At 41.6% G+C, this 19,466-nt stretch carries 18 protein-coding genes; 4 read left to right on the forward strand and 14 right to left on the reverse strand.

The annotated features are described in order from the left end of the window. Positions 1-10 precede the first annotated feature (10 nt). Entirely contained in the window at positions 11-763 is a 753-nt protein-coding gene (locus NSQ91_RS20650) for a hypothetical protein (RefSeq protein WP_076304868.1), read from the reverse strand. 136 nt (positions 764-899) lie between these two features. After that, positions 900-1,943, reverse strand: coding sequence for a phosphotransferase (locus tag NSQ91_RS20655; protein WP_076304867.1), 1,044 nt, complete (start codon positions 1,941-1,943; stop codon positions 900-902). Positions 1,944-2,099: 156 nt separating this feature from the next. Here NSQ91_RS20655 and NSQ91_RS20660 point away from each other — a divergent pair, with 156 nt between their 5' ends. Next, entirely contained in the window at positions 2,100-3,962 is a 1,863-nt protein-coding gene (locus tag NSQ91_RS20660) for a rhamnogalacturonan lyase (RefSeq protein WP_179088212.1), read from the forward strand. 243 nt (positions 3,963-4,205) lie between these two features. Here the strand turns inward: NSQ91_RS20660 and NSQ91_RS20665 are convergent, their stop codons facing one another. From NSQ91_RS20665 to NSQ91_RS20705, 9 genes are all read right to left on the reverse strand, one after another. Continuing rightward, on the reverse strand, positions 4,206-4,970 hold the full coding sequence (locus NSQ91_RS20665; protein WP_076304866.1) for an ABC transporter ATP-binding protein: 765 nt from the start codon (positions 4,968-4,970) through the stop codon (positions 4,206-4,208). 14 nt (positions 4,971-4,984) lie between these two features. Beyond that, positions 4,985-7,324 carry an ABC transporter permease gene (locus tag NSQ91_RS20670; protein WP_076304865.1) on the reverse strand — a complete coding sequence of 780 codons (2,340 nt, stop codon included), beginning with the start codon at positions 7,322-7,324 and terminating at the stop codon, positions 4,985-4,987. 31 nt (positions 7,325-7,355) lie between these two features. Further along, the gene (locus NSQ91_RS20675) at positions 7,356-8,603 is read right to left on the reverse strand and encodes an MFS transporter (protein WP_179088211.1); all 1,248 of its coding nucleotides are present in this window, start codon (positions 8,601-8,603) and stop codon (positions 7,356-7,358) included. A gap of 42 nt (positions 8,604-8,645) precedes the next feature. After that, complete coding sequence (locus tag NSQ91_RS20680; protein WP_076129871.1) at positions 8,646-9,269, reverse strand: TetR/AcrR family transcriptional regulator; 624 nt, start codon at positions 9,267-9,269, stop codon at positions 8,646-8,648. 699 nt (positions 9,270-9,968) lie between these two features. Beyond that, positions 9,969-10,646, reverse strand: coding sequence for a DUF1266 domain-containing protein (locus NSQ91_RS20685; protein ID WP_076304863.1), 678 nt, complete (start codon positions 10,644-10,646; stop codon positions 9,969-9,971). A gap of 16 nt (positions 10,647-10,662) precedes the next feature. Beyond that, a complete protein-coding gene (locus tag NSQ91_RS20690) occupies positions 10,663-12,147 on the reverse strand; it encodes a J domain-containing protein (RefSeq protein ID WP_076304862.1) in 1,485 nt (494 codons plus the stop codon). Beyond that, on the reverse strand, positions 12,144-13,844 hold the full coding sequence (locus NSQ91_RS20695; RefSeq protein WP_076304861.1) for a molecular chaperone HscC: 1,701 nt from the start codon (positions 13,842-13,844) through the stop codon (positions 12,144-12,146). The genes NSQ91_RS20690 and NSQ91_RS20695 overlap by 4 nt, the downstream gene beginning before the upstream one ends. 219 nt (positions 13,845-14,063) lie before the next feature. Then, positions 14,064-14,633 (reverse strand): 5' nucleotidase, NT5C type, encoded by a 570-nt coding sequence (locus NSQ91_RS20700; protein ID WP_076129874.1) that lies wholly within the window; start codon positions 14,631-14,633, stop codon positions 14,064-14,066. Positions 14,634-14,718: 85 nt separating this feature from the next. Next, positions 14,719-14,910, reverse strand: coding sequence for a cysteine-rich CWC family protein (locus NSQ91_RS20705; protein ID WP_076141099.1), 192 nt, complete (start codon positions 14,908-14,910; stop codon positions 14,719-14,721). A gap of 164 nt (positions 14,911-15,074) precedes the next feature. Between NSQ91_RS20705 and NSQ91_RS20710 the strand changes: the two genes are divergently transcribed. Next, the gene (locus NSQ91_RS20710; protein WP_076304860.1) at positions 15,075-15,623 is read left to right on the forward strand and encodes a MepB family protein; all 549 of its coding nucleotides are present in this window, start codon (positions 15,075-15,077) and stop codon (positions 15,621-15,623) included. On the opposite strand, the gene NSQ91_RS20715 is transcribed toward NSQ91_RS20710, so the two are convergent. Further along, positions 15,593-16,123 carry a hypothetical protein gene (locus tag NSQ91_RS20715; RefSeq protein ID WP_076129876.1) on the reverse strand — a complete coding sequence of 177 codons (531 nt, stop codon included), beginning with the start codon at positions 16,121-16,123 and terminating at the stop codon, positions 15,593-15,595. The two genes, NSQ91_RS20710 and NSQ91_RS20715, sit on opposite strands and share 31 nt — an antisense overlap. A 107-nt stretch (positions 16,124-16,230) precedes the next feature. Between NSQ91_RS20715 and NSQ91_RS20720 the strand changes: the two genes are divergently transcribed. Together NSQ91_RS20720 and NSQ91_RS20725 are read left to right on the forward strand one after the other, a co-directional pair. Continuing rightward, positions 16,231-16,839 (forward strand): methyltransferase family protein, encoded by a 609-nt coding sequence (locus NSQ91_RS20720; protein WP_076304859.1) that lies wholly within the window; start codon positions 16,231-16,233, stop codon positions 16,837-16,839. A 126-nt stretch (positions 16,840-16,965) separates the two neighbouring features. Continuing rightward, positions 16,966-18,234 carry an alkaline phosphatase gene (locus NSQ91_RS20725; RefSeq protein WP_076219598.1) on the forward strand — a complete coding sequence of 423 codons (1,269 nt, stop codon included), beginning with the start codon at positions 16,966-16,968 and terminating at the stop codon, positions 18,232-18,234. A gap of 108 nt (positions 18,235-18,342) precedes the next feature. On the opposite strand, the gene NSQ91_RS20730 is transcribed toward NSQ91_RS20725, so the two are convergent. Both NSQ91_RS20730 and NSQ91_RS20735 read right to left on the reverse strand, forming a co-directional pair. Next, a complete protein-coding gene (locus tag NSQ91_RS20730; protein WP_076304858.1) occupies positions 18,343-18,759 on the reverse strand; it encodes a hypothetical protein in 417 nt (138 codons plus the stop codon). A gap of 84 nt (positions 18,760-18,843) precedes the next feature. Further along, on the reverse strand, positions 18,844-19,365 hold the full coding sequence (locus NSQ91_RS20735; RefSeq protein ID WP_036688994.1) for a PadR family transcriptional regulator: 522 nt from the start codon (positions 19,363-19,365) through the stop codon (positions 18,844-18,846). Between the last annotated feature and the right edge of the window lie 101 nt (positions 19,366-19,466).

Genomic DNA, 19,466 nt, shown 5'->3' on the forward strand with positions numbered 1-19,466 from the left:
TACCCAGTCTTTATCGCCCTCTTTTTCTAATAACACGTCTAAAATGAAGCTCAAACAGTAAAAGAACAATCAGAAAAATCAATAACAATAGACCCGTTATACCAGTTAGAAACGGAAATAGGAGTGGGAAGAAAATACTAGGATAGGCCTTAGTAACATCTGAATAATAGCCCATACCCATAAGGGAGGTACCGGAGAACTCGATTAGCTTGACGCCTAAATGATTGTTGCTTCTTTGCGCATAGCTGAGAACCTCTTCGTCTACTTCTCCGTCTTGTGCAATCGTGATGATTTTCCATTTTCTTGTTTCCATGGGTTGACTATCGTCGGTCAGTCTTTGGACTATATTTATTTGATTCTCACCAGTCTTTCGGTCCTTTACTGTGAGAATATCTATCCACGAAAAATACCTGCTGCCTCTGTCCCGATTGGATAGCCATATTTCATCAGGGGTGGAGATTTTTTGATCATTTAATAAGAACTGAACTTTGACAATATCACCAGGCGGGACCTTCTCCTCTTCATCCCATGGGGTCAAATCTGCTTTTCTGCCTGTTTTTTCTTCCCTGATTTTAATATTCTTATCATCAACCGTTATCTCTTGTACGTTTATTGGGTTATATTCTTTTTCAGCATGCTTTATCTCATAACGCTGATTAATTTGATCAGAGATTATGTACTCACGTATATAGTTGAACAATGGGTTAAAAGAAATCGCCAGCAAAAATAGCGAGACGCCAGATATAACTATAAACTTCTTCATAAGTCCTCCTTTTTAACGTACAGTCAGTTTAAACTTTTGGCGTGAACCCCCTTCCGGTCCATCGGAACACACTCATCCATTTATATCTTCCATCGTAGCGTTAATAACATTCATAAATAAGTTCTCCTTTAATAGATTAGGCACTACCTTCCTCTAAATCTCCCAACCATAATAAACATTGTGGAATAAAATCAGCGTAGTCGTGTAATGCATTAATCGTACGGATTACCTCACGAGTACCCAGCTCCCGTTCTGCGTCATCCGAGCTCTCCAGTCCTAGCGAACGTCTGATATTGTAAGCTAACCATTCTAATTTTCCCAAAAAGCCATAGTTGAGCACAACCTGCCAATCCGCATAAATCTCTCCGCCATGCTCCAGATAGCTGTTAATCAAATTTGAGAATGCCTTTTTGCTTAAATCTCCCGATACAGAACCCGACCAATATAAAGCTACATCTATCAGCTCTAACGTCGGATGAATAGGTCCTGCTGCTTCCCAATCGATTATTATTGGAACTTTCCGCTCATCCCACAAGACATTTTTGGGGTCTAAATCCCGATGGCTGATAACATAATGATTCGTCAATAGACTCGCTGAAGAATGAATCAATGACTCCCAATTCTCTATCTTATGCAGGTGATCTGCCAGCAAGCTTGACCATTCTGCACCCTGCTGCTCTCCTTTGAGAGCAAGCTCCTTCCAATTGGCAACTGCAGCATTAGACGCTTTAAGCGTTTCAAAGTGATGATCATCCGTTCCCTGTGAGAAATCGATGATGTGGAGCTGCGCAAGAATTGCCCCAATCTTTTTACAACAATCTAAATCTATTTCATCTAAAGGTAATGCCTTCCCCTGAACCCATGGAAACAATAAATAAAATTGCCCTTCAACCTCATGCATACTACTGCCATTAGATACGATTGCCGGAACAGCATGGATCCCCTTTTGATAAGCCAGATTCGCAACCATTTCAGAAAAAATATAATTGGACATTGCTGTATCTCGTTGCATAATTTGAGGATTTAAGGCCTTTACTGCGTATTGCGCTTTATCCGTTTGCAGGCGATACATTCTGTGCAAGAGTCCGCCTGTTATCGGTTCAGGTTCATTCATCAACAGACCCAGATTATATTTGGCACAAAGTGTAGCGAATTTTAAATTATAGCTTATATTTTCCATGTTATGTATTCCTTTCTGTGTGAGTAAAGTCGTACTCATTTAAAATGGTTCAAGTAAATTTAAAACATATTTTTATCTTTATGAAATATTATGTACTGTTCACTATGACATCCTGTGTAACCCTCGTGAACCAAAAATGAAAAGGAGGCTTCGTTAATGAGTAAGCGGTTACATCAATCAGGGTATCTTGTAATCATTTGGTTTTTAGTCTTTACCTTAGGGACGGCAGCTTTTGGCTCTCTTTCCTCTGTGTCGGCAGCATCTGCCCGGCAAGCGGAAAAGCTAAATCGGGGACTAGTAGCAGTGAAGGTATCCAGCGGTATATTTGTGAGCTGGCGGCTACTCGGAACAGAAGAACTGTCGGTTTCTTTTAATTTATACCGCAATGGCACAAAAGTAAACGTTACCCCAATCACGGACAGCACGAATTATCAGGATAACGCCGGCACAACTTCGTCTAGCTATACAGTTCGAGCAATCGTTGGCGGTATTGAGCAATCTGATTCCCCAGCAGCAAATGTATGGGCCAACAATTATTTGGACGTTCCAATTCAAATTCCGGCAGGCGGCACTACGCCAGATGGCGTAAGTTATACCTATAGTGCCAATGATGCCAGCGTGGGCGACTTAGACGGTGACGGGGAATATGAAATCGTGTTGAAGTGGGATCCTTCCAATTCCAAAGACAACTCGCAAAGTGGATATACAGGCAATGTCTATCTGGATGCCTATAAGCTGAATGGAACTCGGATATGGCGAATTGATCTGGGTAAAAATATCCGGGCTGGCGCACATTATACTCAATTTCTAGTCTATGATTTCAATGGTGATGGTAAAGCCGAAGTAGTCTGCAAAACAGCAGACGGTACAGTTGACGGAGTTGGCGTAACCCTTGGAAACACAAGTGCAGATTATCGCAACTCCAGTGGATATATCCTGACCGGGCCTGAATATCTGAGTGTATTTTCCGGACAAACGGGCAAAACCTTAACCACGATTGATTATGTTCCTGCCAGAGGAACCGTATCCAGTTGGGGTGACAATTACGGCAATCGAGTAGACCGCTTTTTAGCAGGTGTAGCCTATCTGGATGGAGTACATCCAAGCATCATTATGGCACGTGGTTATTATACACGCACAGTCGTTGTAGCTTTTGACTGGAATGGCAGTGCTTTGACCCGTAAATGGACCTTTGATAGCAATAGCTCCACCAATGCTGGAACCGCCGGTCAAGGTAATCATAGCTTAAGTGTAGCCGATGTGGATAACGATGGTAAGGATGAGATCATTTATGGTGCCTTAACCATTGATAATAACGGTGCGACCTTATACAATACAGGGCTGGGTCATGGAGACGCGCTGCATGTAGGTGATTTAAATCCGAACCGCCCCGGTCTCGAAGTTTTTAAAGTCATGGAAAATACTAGTTCTCCCTATGGCGCTGCGGTATGGGATGCTGCAAACGGGACGGTCTTATGGGGTGTATACACGGGAAAAGATACCGGCCGGGGGATGGCTGCCGATATTGATCCCAATTATCCCGGGGAAGAGGTATGGGCTCACCGCGTTGGCCTATACTCCATTACAGGCACCAAAATAAGCAGCTCAATGCCTTCTGTGAATTTTGGGATCTGGTGGGATGGCGACTTGTCCCGCGAACTGCTGGATGGTGTCAAGATTGATAAATGGAACCCTGCAAGCAACTCCGTTACCAATTTATTAACCGGAGCGAGCGTAGCATCCAACAATAGTACCAAAGCAACGCCAAGCCTACAGGCCGACCTGCTTGGAGACTGGCGCGAAGAGGCTATCTGGAGAAAGTCCGATAACTCGGCTCTACGAATCTATACAACTACGAACATCACCACTAATAAAATATATACCTTAATGCATGATCCAGTATATCGATTAAGCATTGTCTGGCAGAATACAGCTTACAATCAACCTCCGCACACAGGATTTTTCCTAGGCAACGGTATGGCCACTGTGTCTAAACCCAATATCTACGTAGTGCCGTAAGCTTTCTAAAGAATCAGTAAGTGAACAAAAAAGCAATTGCTGTTATCCGGATGTGCCGGGGCAACTGCTTTTTTGTTCGGTTTATACCAGCATCAGCAATGATCGAGGTGCGTTAATAGTTTTTTTAATTGTTTAATGCCTTCGCATTGAGTGGTTATTATTGCATATAGGATAGGTTTTAGTGCTGGGCAGATATTAAACTGCAAAACGTTGTTTGACATTCGTACAGCGCTAGATCCCCAATTAGAACCCCAGCTTTAATAGCCAAGCTGCAAGCTTCTCCTCCCGCCTTTTCAATTCCCCATCTACGCGATTATATTTTCCAAGCCGTTGCTCAGCTGCAATGCTGCCATCTAGCATATACAAGACACGCTCAGCTTGAGCAGCGACTTTAGCATCATGTGTGGCGATTATAAGCGTTGTTCCTGATTGATTAATATCTGCTAATATGTCCATGATTTCACTAGCTGCTTTTGAGTTAAGCGCCCCGGTTGGCTCATCGCCAAATAATATATCAGGCTGATTAATGAGTGCTCTGCAGATTGCTGCTCTTTGTAATTGTCCTCCTGACACCTGTGTAATATCACGTTCAGCCAGCGCAGATATTCCTGTTTTGTTCATTAACTCAGCTGCTCTTTTATTGATAGTTCTACGGCTGCTGGTTCTCGCCCGATAAGCAGACAGGATGATATTGTCGCGGATATTCAAGTTTTTTAACAGATGCATTTGCTGAAAAATAAAGCCCATATGCTTTAAGCGCAGACCGGCTAATTCGTTCTCTGAAACTCCGCTGATCTCCTGCCCTTTAAAAATAACACTTCCCTCTGTCAACTTATCCATCCCGCTGATCGTATACAGCAATGTTGATTTTCCTGAACCAGAAGGTCCCATGACAGCTATGAATTCCCCCTGAGACACCTGAAGCTGAACATCCTTTAATATCGACTGCGGAGTTCCTTGCCCTGTTGAATAACTTTTTATTAACCCTTTCGTCTCTAATATGAACATTCTGCCACCTCCTATCATTCGGCAATTAGTTTAGCTATACTGGATTTTCTGATTGAGATCGTGCTTGTTACGGTGGTGAGCGCTACAATCAGCATGACAAGTAGAGGAAGCATAAGATAGGCTACCGCCGGATTGACTACAAACTGTATCTTAGAAGCCCCCATGAAAGAGCCTAGCATTTGAGCAATTTTTTGCCCGAGAGTGTTAGCCGCAAGAGTACCAAGAATGACGCCCAGCCCTGATATTATCAGCATCCTTACCAGGTATTGCCTACGAATATCTCCTAACGTAAAGCCAACACTTCTCAAAATAGCGGTTTGCGAAGAATCCTTGGCAAGCAGCATTTTCAGAAATAAAGAGGTAATCAATATCGAAATCGAAAATGCGATAACGATGGATAAGCCTGTAACCAGCTTCAATTGGCGAATTGTATTTCCTAATGTCTGAGCTAAATAGCTTTGCAGATGAGTGATTTTTGCTGGATAAAATAATTTGGTGTACTGATCCATTTTTGCCTGGACGGAAATTCCCGGGTTCACATCCAAAGCAACTACATACCAGAGAACCGTCTTCGGATCATATGGCAATTGCGCTTTTGCGGTTCGACCACCATTAGTTATATCCTGATAGATCCCGCTAACGGTCAATTTTTTTGCCACCCCAGCAACCTCTAAATGAACGATATCCCCCACCTTTTTATTCAGTTCCTTGGCGTTCAGGTCAGAAAGAGCGATCTCACTTGCACTTCTAGGAGTTCCTCCATGAACATACGAGAGCGGAAAAATAGTAAAGTCACCGGTTTCAACATTTAGCGATTCCCATACACCATCACTACCTAATACCTTAAATCTAGAAGTAATCAGTGGAGAAAATTTAGAGATGTCCGGGTCATTTTCAAGCTTGGTTATCATCTCATTAAAACGCTTCTCTATTTGGTTCGATTGCTGCAAATCAATGCGAATATCGCTCTGACCGACGCCCATATAAGAAACAAACCGGGGAGACTGAAGGGTATTCAATATATTCACTGGCACTAGAACGATAAACAAACTGATCACAAATACGAAGAACAATAATCCGTACATGGTGAAGCGCCCGTAAACATCTTTTACCCCGAGAAAAGCATTCACGTTAACAAATTTACGCTTGCTAAGTGAAAATCTGCTTGTGTTCATCCTTGCTTCACCCCTCGTACCTGACCGTAAAGCTTCTACAACCGTGATGCGATTAAAGCGTCTAAGAATCATCCGGCAAAAGAATACAACAACTCCAAAGATCAAACCTACCGCCAGGACAGGAACAAAATATTGAAGGATACTGGCAGGAGCAACGCCCAAATACAAAGTAATATTAGCTGTAAACAAACGAACCACACCTAAAGACAGTAAATATCCACATACAGAGGCGACGGCTGCCATCACGATATATTTTGCTAAATAAATGCTGCGAATATCTTGCTGCGTGATCCCAATCGCTTTCATGACACCTATCTCTCTGTAATCCTCTTCCAAGGTAGCGATCATCGTAAATCTGAGACATAAAATAGCAATCAGCATCAGCAGAACACTTACCAAAATAATAACAACTGCGATAATCCCGTCCGTCAGTGCATTCAGCGTTTTAAATAAAGGATAGTCAATGGAGGGGCCTTTATTGGGCAGATTTGAGGATTGATACTCATTGCGGAAATCATTGAGCTTAGATAGATCTGTAAGCTGAAATTCAATCAGGTATTCAGGTTCGCCGAGCTGTTGTTTAAGCGCTGTAAAGTCAGCAGCATTTACGACAAAACGTTTGGAGCTGACCATGGCTGGATTCATTTGGACATCCCTTACAAAATCAGTAATCACAAACTTTTTATCGAACTGTTCACCTAGAACGCTAACTACGTCGCCGATTTTCAGATTCTTTTGCTTCATATAATAAATGGGGACAGCGATTTCTCCTGCCGATACCTCAATCACCTTGTTCTCTAAATTCAGCAGCAAATCAAACGAAGGGTTCTGCTCTACAAAGCCGATATCCATCACGCTGTTTGCTTCCGAGCCTTGGTTACTGCCTAGGTAAACGTTAGATCCATCCAAGTTAAGCATCTCTACGGTTTGTTGATCTTTCACCAGTGGATTAGCGGCTGTAAAGCTCTCGATTGCTGAGCTGTCGATTTGTCCTGCGTGCATCTGCACGAAATGAGGGGCTTTGGATTTAATCAATAGCTGATTCAAGGACCCCGACAATTCTATAATCACTTGCGACGCTGAAGCAACAAGCAAAGCCGATAACATGATAAACACAAATAATCCGAAGGTAATGATTTTATTGCGTTGAAGGTCTCTTTTTACAATTCGTAGCAGCATTGACGGGCCTTCTCCTCTCTAATTCATTCAATTATTCACGTTCAAGGCAGCGAATTGATTTCATTCTGGGGATCACAAATGCCATAATAATGATGAGCAAACCAGAGATGATAAATAATAAACCGATTCCCCGTCCTTCCCCAGTGCCTATCACCTTACCTACTGATGAAGCAAGTAGACCTCCCTCTCGTAAAAGAGGATTAAACACTTGATCAGCCAATATGCCAGCAAAAGCATACGCAGCCACATAACCGAGTTGTGATAAAATGCCAATGATCCCCCATGCCCGCCCCTGTGTGTCATTTGGGATATGGTTGCGAATCATAACGTCAGCACTGGTATTAACAAAAGGCAACGTTGCAAAAAATAAAAAGCCAGCAGCTGTAATAAAAGCAACATTCGTGGTCAGACCCACCAAAGAAAAAAACAGTCCGGCGAATCCTAGGCCGAGCGCTAATACTTTGATATATTTACGATCGATGCTAAAAACTCCAATAATCAGACTGCCGATCAACATCCCTATAGCACTTACAGACAATACCGTGCCTAGAGTTTTCGTATCCGTAAAGGGTAGAAGCATAGGCGTATATAAGGTTTGGAGAAAACCCACATAAAAAGTAACGACAGACAAAATGATCGTAAGCTGCAGTACACCTTTCGTGTAAATAAGAGCATCCCAGCCCTCCTTCAAATCTTTTACAAACGACTGATTCGTTGGAACTCTGTGTTCAGTCTGTAGATTCCTGCGAACAGCCATCACTGCAAGAACTGTAACTAGAAAGGTTGAGATATCTATAAGCAGGATAGTTTTTATATCCATAAAGCTAAGCAAAATCCCGACAAGGATAGGGGAAAGAAGATATTTTGAGGACGCAGCAAGCTGAACTAAACCACTAGCCTTGGCAAATTGCTCCTCTGTTAATAAATCTGTAATGGTAGCTTTGTAGGCAGGTTCAAGCAAGGATACAAAAATCGAACTAAACGTCACGCCCAGACAAATCTGCCATAAATGAGGTTCACCCAGCAGCATGATGATGAGAACATATATAAGTCCAAAAGCAGACAACAAATCCCCTGCTATCATCATCAATCGCCGATCAAACCGATCCGCTAACACGCCGCCAAAAGGACTGAGCACAATGGAAGGGAGAAAAGCACATAAGGTTAAAAGTGCCACACTAGAGGCGGTCTGCGTCATCTGGAACACATAGACCCCTAAGGTGAAAGCCGTCAACCCGCTGCCAATACTGGATATCCACTCCCCCATCCAAATGATCATAAAATTTCCGAAGGATTTGTTGTTCAGAATATTCCCTCTCCCCTACTCAAACATTTGAAACACATAGTCGAAGCTACCTTTCTCCGCCCCTAGCGTAATTTCCATCGTATAGATAAAAGCTCTTATCTTCTGGATGATTTCCTCAGGCTGCCACTTGAATATCCCTTCATCAAAAAGAAATTGAGAGGTGATCAATAGAAATTCCATCGTCTCCCGGGGATACGGATTGTGAAACAGTCCCTCCTCTATGCCCTGCTCAATGACCTCCGTCAAAACAGGAGTTAGCCGCAAAATGGTTTCCACCAGGCTTTTCTGGTGCAGCTGTGCATTATCAGCCTGATGGAACTGCTCAATCATTTGGCTTTTTCTGTCCGTATCCGGCTTTTGCGCCATAATGATTTGCAGCAGCTTTTCATGAACAGTCAGCTTAGGATCTGCAGCAATTTGCTTAGCAGCTGCTACACCAGCATCAATAAATCGCAGCACAACAGCATCCATGACCTCTTCCTTCGATTTAAAATAATAGTAAAAGGTTCCCTTCGCAATACCTATAGCCTGCAAGACATCATTCACTGTCGTTTTGGTATACCCTTTCGTAAAAAACAGCATTTCTGCTGTATCCAATATTTCATTTCTACGTTCTTCCGCTTCTTTGGAAATTCTCATCTGCAACGTCCTCCATTCTATTGACCGACCGTCGGTCTATTCCAATTATATACAAATATTAGATCCTGTCAAGATTAATCCGGCATCACAAAAAGAGAGAATTCCAAAAGCTACGTTATAGCAGCTGGAACTCCCTCGTTTTGGGATATACTTTTGAGTTTTACTGTTTGGTTTTACTGTTTGGTCTTGCTGTTGAGTTTTAGTCTTACTATTTACTGTTTAGTCTTATTCTTTACTGTTGGGTTTTACTTTTGGTTTTACTGTTGGGTCTTACTGTTTGGTTTTACTGTTTGGTTTTACTGTTTGGTTTTACTGTTTGGTCTTACTGCTGCGTTTTACTTTTAGCTTGCTCTTTGATCTGATCCATGGAGATACCTTTGCTCGCGTTGTAACACTAAACTACTAAACTTCGTTTGCTTAGATCACATTTACACTTAAGACTCAGCATATCGGACACAGCTGACCTTATACGCTGCATTATCCCCCATTTGGATTCCTAACGGACCGCATAGCACCTATTAGCATCAAAAACACCACAAAAGACCGCTTCCTCAAGGAATAGCTGCACTGGAGTCCGAAAACCGGCTCAAAGGGCTATAAATTTGCAAATAGCGTCCTCTGGGTCCTTAAGCAACACGGGATAGGGATTCAATAGGTAATCAATAGGTAATCAATAGGTATTAATTACCTAAGTTCGGACTAAGTGGCTTCCGGCTGGAGATTTTGCCCCCAAACGGCTTCCCTGTATAGAATGCTGCTATTTCGCATGAGCTTCTGCAATCCCGTCTCAAATAGATTATCTAATCCGCCGGATTGTACTAATGTAAATTTGCTGCCCAAGGAATAGGCTATATAATAATCCGCCCAACTGCTATAACGTTCTTGTAGCTGCCTTGCGGCTTCTATTTTGTAATCCCAGGCTTCTTCCTTCTTCAAATAATCTTCAACATAACCAATCCGGCTCAGATAAATTACCCAAGCTAACCCAAAAGCAGAAATGTCACCAGAAGGCAACTGATGTATACCTTGTGCAACAACCTTCAGATTAACAAAATCCTCATGATCCTTATGTGCCTCAAGATATTTACTGCGTGAGGTTTCGGAAAGTGTGGCTAAACGAGCATGTAAAGATCTATATTCTGCACGGTTGCCATCTTCTAGAAGCCAGCGAATCTGGCGATGAAAGGAGTTAGCATCCTCGATATTCCATCTTTCACAAGCATTTTCGATTAAACCTCTTTTGAAGAAGACATTACTGAAATCAAACTCATAAACCACATAGTATCTCCCTAAGAGACCACGTATGCAGGTAGAGGAAAGACAGCGGAAATACATTTCCAATCGTTTTCTTTGCTTAACATTGTATTCCTTCAGCATATAGAGCCTCCTGATATTAGTTCGTGAATAGGTATGCTGTTTTGCAAATCTTCCTGATTTTCCATAGAAAAATAAGAATGAACACCGCATTGACAAGCGGGGGAAGCTCAGATACTGAAAAATAATATATGGTATATACCAAAATATAGAACCAGCTTAATTTCAGGAAAACCAATAGATAGAATAATATAGACCCAATAATGCTCTTTCCAATGCTTACGAGCGAAGAGATACGAAGACGTTGTGGATACAGTTTTTTGTTCTTCAACATGAACTTATTCGCAAGGTAACGAAAATGAATGAACTCGTCCTTTTTAGGCTCATTAGTCTCCGTTTGTGTAAGAGCTTCCTCAATTTGAGAACATGCAATCTTACATTCCAGAATTAAACATTGCACATCTCTATTTCCAGCATCCTCTTGCAGCAAATATTCACAATCTTTCATCGCTTCCTCATAACGCTGCAAATAGTAGAGAAGCCGGCCTCTTAATAAGTAACCGTCTCTTTCGTTAGGCCACATAGCGGTTACTTGGTCCAAACACACCAGCGCTTCCATATAATCAGCAGTATTCAGACAATACTTAGCTCGCAATAATTGCAGATCAGGATCATACTGAAACAGCTTATTTGCTTCGTCGAGCAGTTGACCCGCTTCAGTATGTTTATCCTCCATCAGCATGAATTGAGCGGATCGCCTCAGATTTAGATAGTGTTCTATGTCAAACTCAAGAGACTCCTGCAAAAGGAAACACTCATAACGCATTTCCATGCTTCCGTCGACCTGCCCTAGTATGTACTCAACTAACTTATTATCATAACGTTGAAGAAATATTTCCTTGTCCTCACGAAAATGAAAAAATGAATCCAAAGCCTCCCATACGGCATGAGGCAAATTTCGATACTGATCAAGGAACAACATAAGCTTATCCCTTAGCCGATCACGATGCTCTATACTCCACATGAAATCTTCATTCAAAAGTGAATGCCACGAAGCTTGTTGAATCCGCCGCGAGAAATCCGCATACAGTTCCCTAATTTGTCTGTCAAAAATATCTGCTGGCTCTTCTTGAAGATCAGCATCAAGTTGGATGGGAAGAGGGCGAAACAGCGCCCACTCGTTTTCATGTGGTATAGAAGTGGTCCCTTCTACTTCTTCCTCGGTGTCTTCCTCCGCAACTTCTTGTTCTTCTTCCTCGCTTTCTTCCTCCTCAGCTTCATCTACTCGTATTACTGTTTCTGCTTGTATCACCATTTTTTCTATTTCTTTTGATATTGCTTCTGCTATTTCTTTCTTATCCTCACCTATAAATGAAGGGACAGTGCTTGCTATACGCTGCCCGGAGCGGGCCCATTTCACGGCTGTATCATAAGCTTCTCTAAGCTGTTGGTATCCTTCAGGGTCATCTTCGGGGTGATGCGATTTCAGCTTTTTGGCATAGGCCTTCTTGATGATAGCTAGTTCATCTGTGGGTTCAATCTCCAACATACTCCAGATTGTCATGTGAAGTATGACCACCCTTCAATTTCCGCCAATTGCTCATTGAAAGCTTGTGCCGCTTTTTCAATCACTTTTTCGTTCTGAGTATATAACGCATCTTCGAATACTTTCAGACACTGTGCGATAAATTTCCGTTGGTCCCCAAGCACCTCTTCATATAAACGCTCACCTCTAGCAAGCAGAAGCCTGTTCTCGGTACGCTCACGCGGATGAATTTTGATACTCCGCAGTTCCAGTAAACGAGCTTCAATTTGCTTTTTCGTCATTGCACCAGCATTTTGCTCAATGATCATCTGATGCTTCTGACCTGTTGAAACGGTTGTAACCTCCACCTCAAGAATCCCATTCACATCATATGTATATCTGACATCTATACTTTCTTCTCCCCGAGGTGCTTGCGGAATCTGAAACTCCATTTCTCCCAGGAAAAGATTATTTTCAACGCGAGGACTCTCCCCCTGATACACATCCACACTTATGATCTTTTGATTATCTGCGGCTGTATATAGACGTTCTACCCGGCTAACAGGAATCGGAGTGTTACGTTCAATGATCGGAAAGTAATGTCCAGATGACGTTTGTCCGCTTGAACCTCTTCGCAGAACACTGGTTCCTAATGTATAGGGGCAAACGTCCGTCAAAATCATTTCATCCAGCGCTTGATCACGCTGCTTCAGCGCCACCTGAACCGCAGCTCCCAGTGCGACGGTCTCATCTGGGCTGATATTCGCATAAGGCATTTTCCCGAACATACGGCTGATAATTTGCTTAATCAGAGGCATTTTAGTCGCACCCCCAATCATCACAATCCCATCCAGATCGGAAGGCTGCAGAGATGCATCCCGCAATGCTCTTTCTATCGGCTGTCTTAGACGTATTAGTAACGGTTGTACCAATTGCTCAAGCTCTGAGCGTTCTATAGTCAGCATGTATTCTTCCTTCTTAATAACTATCCGCATAGTCGCAGCAGACTCTGTACCAAGAATTCGTTTACTCTGCTCAGCCTGCTTATACAACATCGACCTCGTTATTGGTGTTAACGATTCAGCGTCCAGCTTATTCTTTTGGATAAAATAGGCCACTAGTATCTCTGTGAAATCTTCCCCGCCAAGATAGTTATCTCCGGCAATCGACTTAACATCCATTACCCCTTCGAAAAGCTCCAGAATTGACACATCAAAGGTTCCTCCACCCAAATCAAAAACAAGAAATGAAGTCTCCTGATTCTGATGCAGGCCATAAGCGAGTGCTGCCGCCGTAGGTTCACTAATAAGCCGCTCTACTTGTAAACCAGCCAGCTCAGCTGCTTTCTTAGTTGCTTTCCGCTGAACATCATTGAAATAAGCCGGAACACTGATTATAGCTTTCGTTACGGACTCACCTAGATGATTTTCCGCATCCTCTTTCAGTGACCGCAGAACAAAAGAAGATAACTCTTCAGGAGTAAAAGTCATCGTACCTAGCGTGTATTTCTTTGCTGATCCCATAAAGCGCTTAAAAGTCGAGGCGGTTAGCTGTGGATGTGTAATCAGTCGTTCCTGTGCGATTCTTCCAACCAATACTTCTCCCCCTGCATCTACACTAACAATCGAGGGTGTTACATGCTCCCCGAGTACATTGGGAATAATTACAGCCTGACTGCCGTCCCAATAAGCAGCAAGACTATAGGTCGTTCCTAAATCAATTCCGATTGTTCTCACTACTATCTCCACTCCTTTTATATACAATAATATACAAAGAAAAGAGTCCAAGAATCGAAATGTCACTAATTCAACATATTTACATCCAGAGCATAATAATGAAATTGCACTTCTGCAATAGACATAAAAAAGGTATCTCAAAAGCCACAATGGCTGATGGAATACCTTCATTTTTTGGCGGAAAATATTTTTCTGTACATCATCTATAAAAAAACAGTCTCATTCGTTCTCTGGACGTCCTAACATCTGATCTATCTTCTCTTTTGCACCTTCCCATGAGGTCAATAATGGAAAAGCATATTGTTCACGGGCCCGCAAATTCCATGGATGCGGAATACAAAGCACTTTTCTTCCCTCCTGCAATGCCGGAACCAGGTTATGCACCCCGTCATCGATCAATAGATCGTAGTTAATAAGATTTTTTCGCTTACAGGTAAAGAAATTTTCAATCGGAATAAACGGCATATGCTTCTGCAGCCAGTTCCATTTTTCCACCACCGACTGGGGTTGGGCTGCCGTAACAATAATTACATCATAAGCGTTATGCAGTTTCTCCATTTCTCCTACGACATGTTCGTCAAACAGTTCAAGCTCTTCATACAGACCGGGCCGCCCATAGAAAATCTCTTGTGTACAATCCGGATGACGTAAATGATCCGTATTCCAATCAAGCATTTCCTCATACCGCAGCAGATGCGTGGGAAAATCATTATTATTATGGTATATGGCTCGCTTCACTAGATGGCAAATTGTATCATCCATATCTACTGCAATTATTGGCTTCCTCATCTGCGCCTCCATTATTTTTTTAGATTACACTTTAATTATATACAATGAAATTACGGTTTTCGTCGAGAGTTAATTAAAATCCCGGTTAATGTTTATTAAATGCTTCTACGCATTTTTGGCAGATACAAGCTTTCCCTCTCAGTTCTTCCGGGATCTGTTCTTGCAATTCGAGTGGAATTTCTGTATGGAAACACCAACAGTCACCGCTTTCAGCGCCACAACGATTCAATTCTTTACATAAAGGACAATGGCGTTCTTCAACCAGTATGTTCATCATATCCAAAATTTCTACTCCCCCAAAAATCACAAACTATTTTTCTTTGGAAAACCATATCAATAAAATAAATCCAACTTCAATTTCTCTATTATTCCTACACTTGTGAACTCGGTTCACTTGCATTAAGATAGTGAACATTACGAACTCAAATGGGAGAATAACAGATGAATGATAAGAAGCTGAGCTTTTTAGATACCCTACATAGTGACTTACTTGCTACCATGGAAGAAGTATATAATCCTTGCAGGTTTGATTGCTCCGAACCAATTCTTGAACCGCAAAATGCGGAATACGGAGCATATATCTTTACCTTAAATGTGCTGGCCATTAGATTCCGGGTGGCTAAAATCACACCCACTAAAGTCGGGCAATTTGTGACACTATGGGAGCGAATTGGAGATCATCCCATCCAACCCTATGACATCTCAGATCCTGCTGATCTCTTCGTTATAAGTACACGAAATGGGAATCACTTTGGCCAATTTATTTTTCCAAAAGCTGTCCTAAGAGAACAAGATATTCTATCTGATAAAGGTGAAGGTGGAAAAAGAGCTTTTCGAGTCTACCCGCCTTGGGACATTCCCACGAGTCGCCAAGCTCAAAAAACGCAAACATGGCAGTCGGAATATTTCTTGGATATCCCTGCAAATAAACCCGTAGACTACCTTCGTGCGCAAGCACTTTACGGTTTACCCGTAAATCTTACGGTCTGACCTATCTCCTCCACATGTTCCTTATCGCCCTGCAAAATAAAATAATAGTATACATCATCTCCTATTTTCACCGCTTCGGGATATTTAATTATAAGCGCCGCTTGATGATTCCATTCCTCCCCTTGGTCAGCAGAAGGCATAATCAACTTTGCCTTCTCTTCCTCTTTCAACCTCTCTAATGTCAGTTCAGTAATTTGCGGATTGGAGCCATAAGGCTTCAGCTGATGGGAGGCAACGATTTCAGCAACTTCATCTATTGATTGTCCCTCTCCAGACATAGCGGATAATTGAAAAAAACCATCCTCCCCCTGACCCTTCTTATCATCTGCTGAATCTACGACCCATTCCGTTGGATACTTCAAAGAGACTCCATAAGCATTGGAAGTAAAGGTTGCAAGCCCAGTTTGCGTAACCAGCATACCGATTACAGTACCTGCAAGTACAATAACCGCGATAACCAACACCCATAGCCACCGTTTTTTGTATACTCTTATTTTCACGATATCCCCCTAAATCAATAATTAGTTGACATGTACAATATTAGGAAATAAGATATAAACAAACATATGAGCAATCATTCATATGTATTAGTGAGGAGGAAATTAAAATGAGCGATCTTAAAAATATCCTATCTCTACTTCTTTTCTGCATCTTCCTAATTTCTTATCTATTAAAGCTCCTTATACTTTACAAGAAAAACCACATTAAAGGAAACGTTCTGGCTAAAGGCGCTAAACTATCTAAGATCCATTATACCGAGCTATTGGTAAAAACCTCTACTTTTTTATGGGGCGCAGCATGGTTTGTTTTTTCCGTAGCAGAGTCCTTTATGGTTACACTTGTAAACAAAACGTTTGATATTCCTGTAATTCACTTTAGCGGTGTGGGTGTAGCTGCCCTCGGGTGTTCCATTTTCATTCAAGCTATGATTGCTATGCGCACTTCATGGAGAGTTGGGATTGATAAGACTACTGTAACCAAACTCATCACACACGGTATTTATAAATATAGTAGAAACGCTGCATTTGTCGGGTTTGATCTCATGTTTTTGGGATTGTATCTGATGTACCCCAATCTATTAACACTCCTAATATTCATTCTTAACATTGCCGCGATTCATTTACTAATTCTTCAAGAAGAGCAACATTTAATGTCCGTATTCGGAGATGAATATATCCAATATGCCAATAATACACCCAGATATTTTTTATTTTAAATCTTTTATCAAGCTCCGATAATTTATACTCACTATATCATTTTACATTTTTTACAAGTCCAGAAAACATTCTCTTAATGTAACTACTATAATATGAGACTGTAAACATACATTAGGAGGGAAATTATGAAATCACCGAAAAAGTATGGCGTCAGAACAGCAATTGTAGCGACAGCGGCAACTGCTCTTTTTGTATCCAGCATAGTCACTACAAATGCACCTAATCAAGCAGACGCAGCATCTTCGAACACAAGAAATGTAATTCTGTTTATTGGAGACGGAATGGGTGCTGCTCAGCGTGATGCCATCCGGCTTGCCACCGTAGGTGAAAAAGGAAATCTAGCAATGGATTCCATGCCATACGTTGGATTAATTCATACAAGCTCCACTGTCCCTGTTACAGATTCGGCTGCTTCTGCTTCTGCTTATGCCAGCGGTGTGAAGACTTATAATGGTGCTATCGGAATGGATGCCGATAAAAAAAGTGTTAAGACCATTATGGAATATGCTAAAGATGCCGGGAAATCAACTGGTGTCGTTACCACTAGTCAGATTACAGACGCGACTGGCGCCGCATTTGGTGCTCACGTTGAAGACCGCTCAAAGCAAAGTGATATCGCTCTTCAGCTTCTGACAAAGAGCAAGGTTGATGTTCTGCTCGGTGGGGGTGAGGATTTCTGGTACCCGGCAGGCAATCCCGGCAAATTCCCAGATGAACCCGCTGAAGATCCTTCAGAAAAAAGCAAAGGAACGCAAGGTAACCTTGTGGATAAAGCTAAACAATTGGGCTACACCTATGTAACGAACAAAGCGGATATGCAAAAAGCAAAAGACGGCAAGCTGCTGGGAATATTCGCAAACGAGGAAATGTTCCAGCAAAAGCCTGAGGGTGAAGGAGATATTTATAATCCGGTGGTATCGCTGCCCGAGATGACTAAGAAAGCTATAGATACGCTAGCAACAAATAAAAAAGGATTTTTCCTTATGGTGGAAGAAGAAGGCACTGACGAATTTGCACATCAAAACAACGCTAAAATGACGATTAAATCAGGTCAAGAACTGGACAAATCCGTGCAAGTAGCCAAAGACTTCGCCAAAAAGAATCCAGATACACTGGTTCTAGTGCTTGCCGACCATGAGACCGGCGGATTTTCTATTGAAGCAGTTGACGCAGATGATGAGTCCGGTGACGGCATATCCAAAGAAGACGGTCCATTCGCCATCGCCAATTCCAAACACAATTTTGTAGTGGACTGGACGACCTCAGGTCATACTGCGGTTGATATTCCAATCACAGCTATGGGCAAAAATGCACAATTATTTACTGGAATCTACGAAAACACCGAAGTATTCACCAAGCTTATGCAAGCATCAGGTTTTAAAGCCAATAAATAAAAGCAAACAATAAAAGACTAGCCAGATTAAGTAGGATGATCTCTGTATTGGACAGGGGTCATCCTCACTTCTGATTACCTCGGGATTGACGTCACCGGCGTTGAGTTATTAATTATCCTTTTTTTCAATAGTTACTTCGTTTTGATCAATTTTCACTTGATACTCAACAACTTCGTCTTTTTTAAATTTGTCGCTAAATACTTTACTTACTGAGTAGTTTTTTTGAGGATTAAGAGTAATCTTAAATACCTGCTTTCCATTTCCAATCCTGAACTTCGCGACCTCTCCATGGTTGATATTAGCATCAATTAAAGCATTTTTTTGATTGTTATCTTTTTCTTTTTCTTCTTCAACAGTTACAACTACGCTTTTCAAAAATAACGGACTATTATTACTAATCAACAAATTATACTCATTATCGTTTGCTACTTTTGTATCACTTGAAACATCGGAGCTATTTCCTTTACATCCTGATAATAAGACTAAGAACATTAAGGATATAGTTAACCATTTCTTCACAGTCATAAGCTTGTCTCTCCTATCTTATATTCTATTGTACCTCCTCATATTTTAAAAAATGATTGGTTCATAGGGTGCTAAACTGTTTCCTTATGCTTCTAATTTACGTGACAGCTCCTTAATTAACTCGATCTCTCGTAAAACCATACTTCGGGTGTAAAAATAGAGCTCCTCAGAGTAATCCATATCCTCACTATTGCCAACTACTTTGGATAACTGCTGTAAATGGTCCAGCTTTTCGTTCATATAAGTCTCTCTGTAATCAAGCAATCTTCTACGTGTCTCCTGATCCAAAAGCTCATAATAAGCAAGACGAATAGACCATTCATTATCAATTCGAATAGTCTCCAGCGTAAATTCTGTTAAGCAGGTGTTAAACCGCTCCTCACCCTCAGTAGTTATAGAATATACATAACGTTTAGGCCGGCGTTCCTGAATTTCCGTTTTTTTGATTACCCATTTTCGCTTTTCAAATAATTTCAGCTTTGGATAAAGCGAGTTATTGTTTACGATTTTATCATTGCCCATTACAAAAATAATGTTTTTTTTAATTTCATAACCATGTTTGGCCCCTTTCATTAATTGGGCCAGAATCAAAACTTCAATATCCATAATCATCCTCCGGGCTTCCGGAATACGTATCCGGTTCATCATTTTCTTATATTACCTCAATTACTACATTCCTGCCAAATCACTCGTGATTTTTTGCACAT

The organism is Paenibacillus sp. FSL R7-0048 (genome assembly GCF_038004505.1).
Classification (GTDB): Bacteria; Bacillota; Bacilli; order Paenibacillales; family Paenibacillaceae; genus Paenibacillus_AQ; species Paenibacillus_AQ odorifer.

What these genes read in the sequence shown, in the direction of transcription:
- NSQ91_RS20705 (WP_076141099.1), bottom strand. Translation starts at nt 14,910, where the DNA reads ATGATGAACATACTGGTTGAAGAACGCCATTGTCCTTTATGTAAAGAA.
- NSQ91_RS20735 (WP_036688994.1), bottom strand. Translation starts at nt 19,365, where the DNA reads ATGGATATTGAAGTTTTGATTCTGGCCCAATTAATGAAAGGGGCCAAA.
- NSQ91_RS20725 (WP_076219598.1), top strand. Translation starts at nt 16,966, where the DNA reads ATGAAATCACCGAAAAAGTATGGCGTCAGAACAGCAATTGTAGCGACA.
- NSQ91_RS20680 (WP_076129871.1), bottom strand. Translation starts at nt 9,269, where the DNA reads ATGAGAATTTCCAAAGAAGCGGAAGAACGTAGAAATGAAATATTGGAT.
- NSQ91_RS20690 (WP_076304862.1), bottom strand. Translation starts at nt 12,147, where the DNA reads ATGACAATCTGGAGTATGTTGGAGATTGAACCCACAGATGAACTAGCT.
- NSQ91_RS20650 (WP_076304868.1), bottom strand. Translation starts at nt 763, where the DNA reads ATGAAGAAGTTTATAGTTATATCTGGCGTCTCGCTATTTTTGCTGGCG.
- NSQ91_RS20665 (WP_076304866.1), bottom strand. Translation starts at nt 4,970, where the DNA reads ATGTTCATATTAGAGACGAAAGGGTTAATAAAAAGTTATTCAACAGGG.
- NSQ91_RS20655 (WP_076304867.1), bottom strand. Translation starts at nt 1,943, where the DNA reads ATGGAAAATATAAGCTATAATTTAAAATTCGCTACACTTTGTGCCAAA.
- NSQ91_RS20710 (WP_076304860.1), top strand. Translation starts at nt 15,075, where the DNA reads ATGAATGATAAGAAGCTGAGCTTTTTAGATACCCTACATAGTGACTTA.
- NSQ91_RS20720 (WP_076304859.1), top strand. Translation starts at nt 16,231, where the DNA reads ATGAGCGATCTTAAAAATATCCTATCTCTACTTCTTTTCTGCATCTTC.
- NSQ91_RS20660 (WP_179088212.1), top strand. Translation starts at nt 2,100, where the DNA reads ATGAGTAAGCGGTTACATCAATCAGGGTATCTTGTAATCATTTGGTTT.
- NSQ91_RS20670 (WP_076304865.1), bottom strand. Translation starts at nt 7,324, where the DNA reads ATGCTGCTACGAATTGTAAAAAGAGACCTTCAACGCAATAAAATCATT.
- NSQ91_RS20685 (WP_076304863.1), bottom strand. Translation starts at nt 10,646, where the DNA reads ATGCTGAAGGAATACAATGTTAAGCAAAGAAAACGATTGGAAATGTAT.
- NSQ91_RS20700 (WP_076129874.1), bottom strand. Translation starts at nt 14,633, where the DNA reads ATGAGGAAGCCAATAATTGCAGTAGATATGGATGATACAATTTGCCAT.
- NSQ91_RS20730 (WP_076304858.1), bottom strand. Translation starts at nt 18,759, where the DNA reads ATGACTGTGAAGAAATGGTTAACTATATCCTTAATGTTCTTAGTCTTA.
- NSQ91_RS20675 (WP_179088211.1), bottom strand. Translation starts at nt 8,603, where the DNA reads ATGATCATTTGGATGGGGGAGTGGATATCCAGTATTGGCAGCGGGTTG.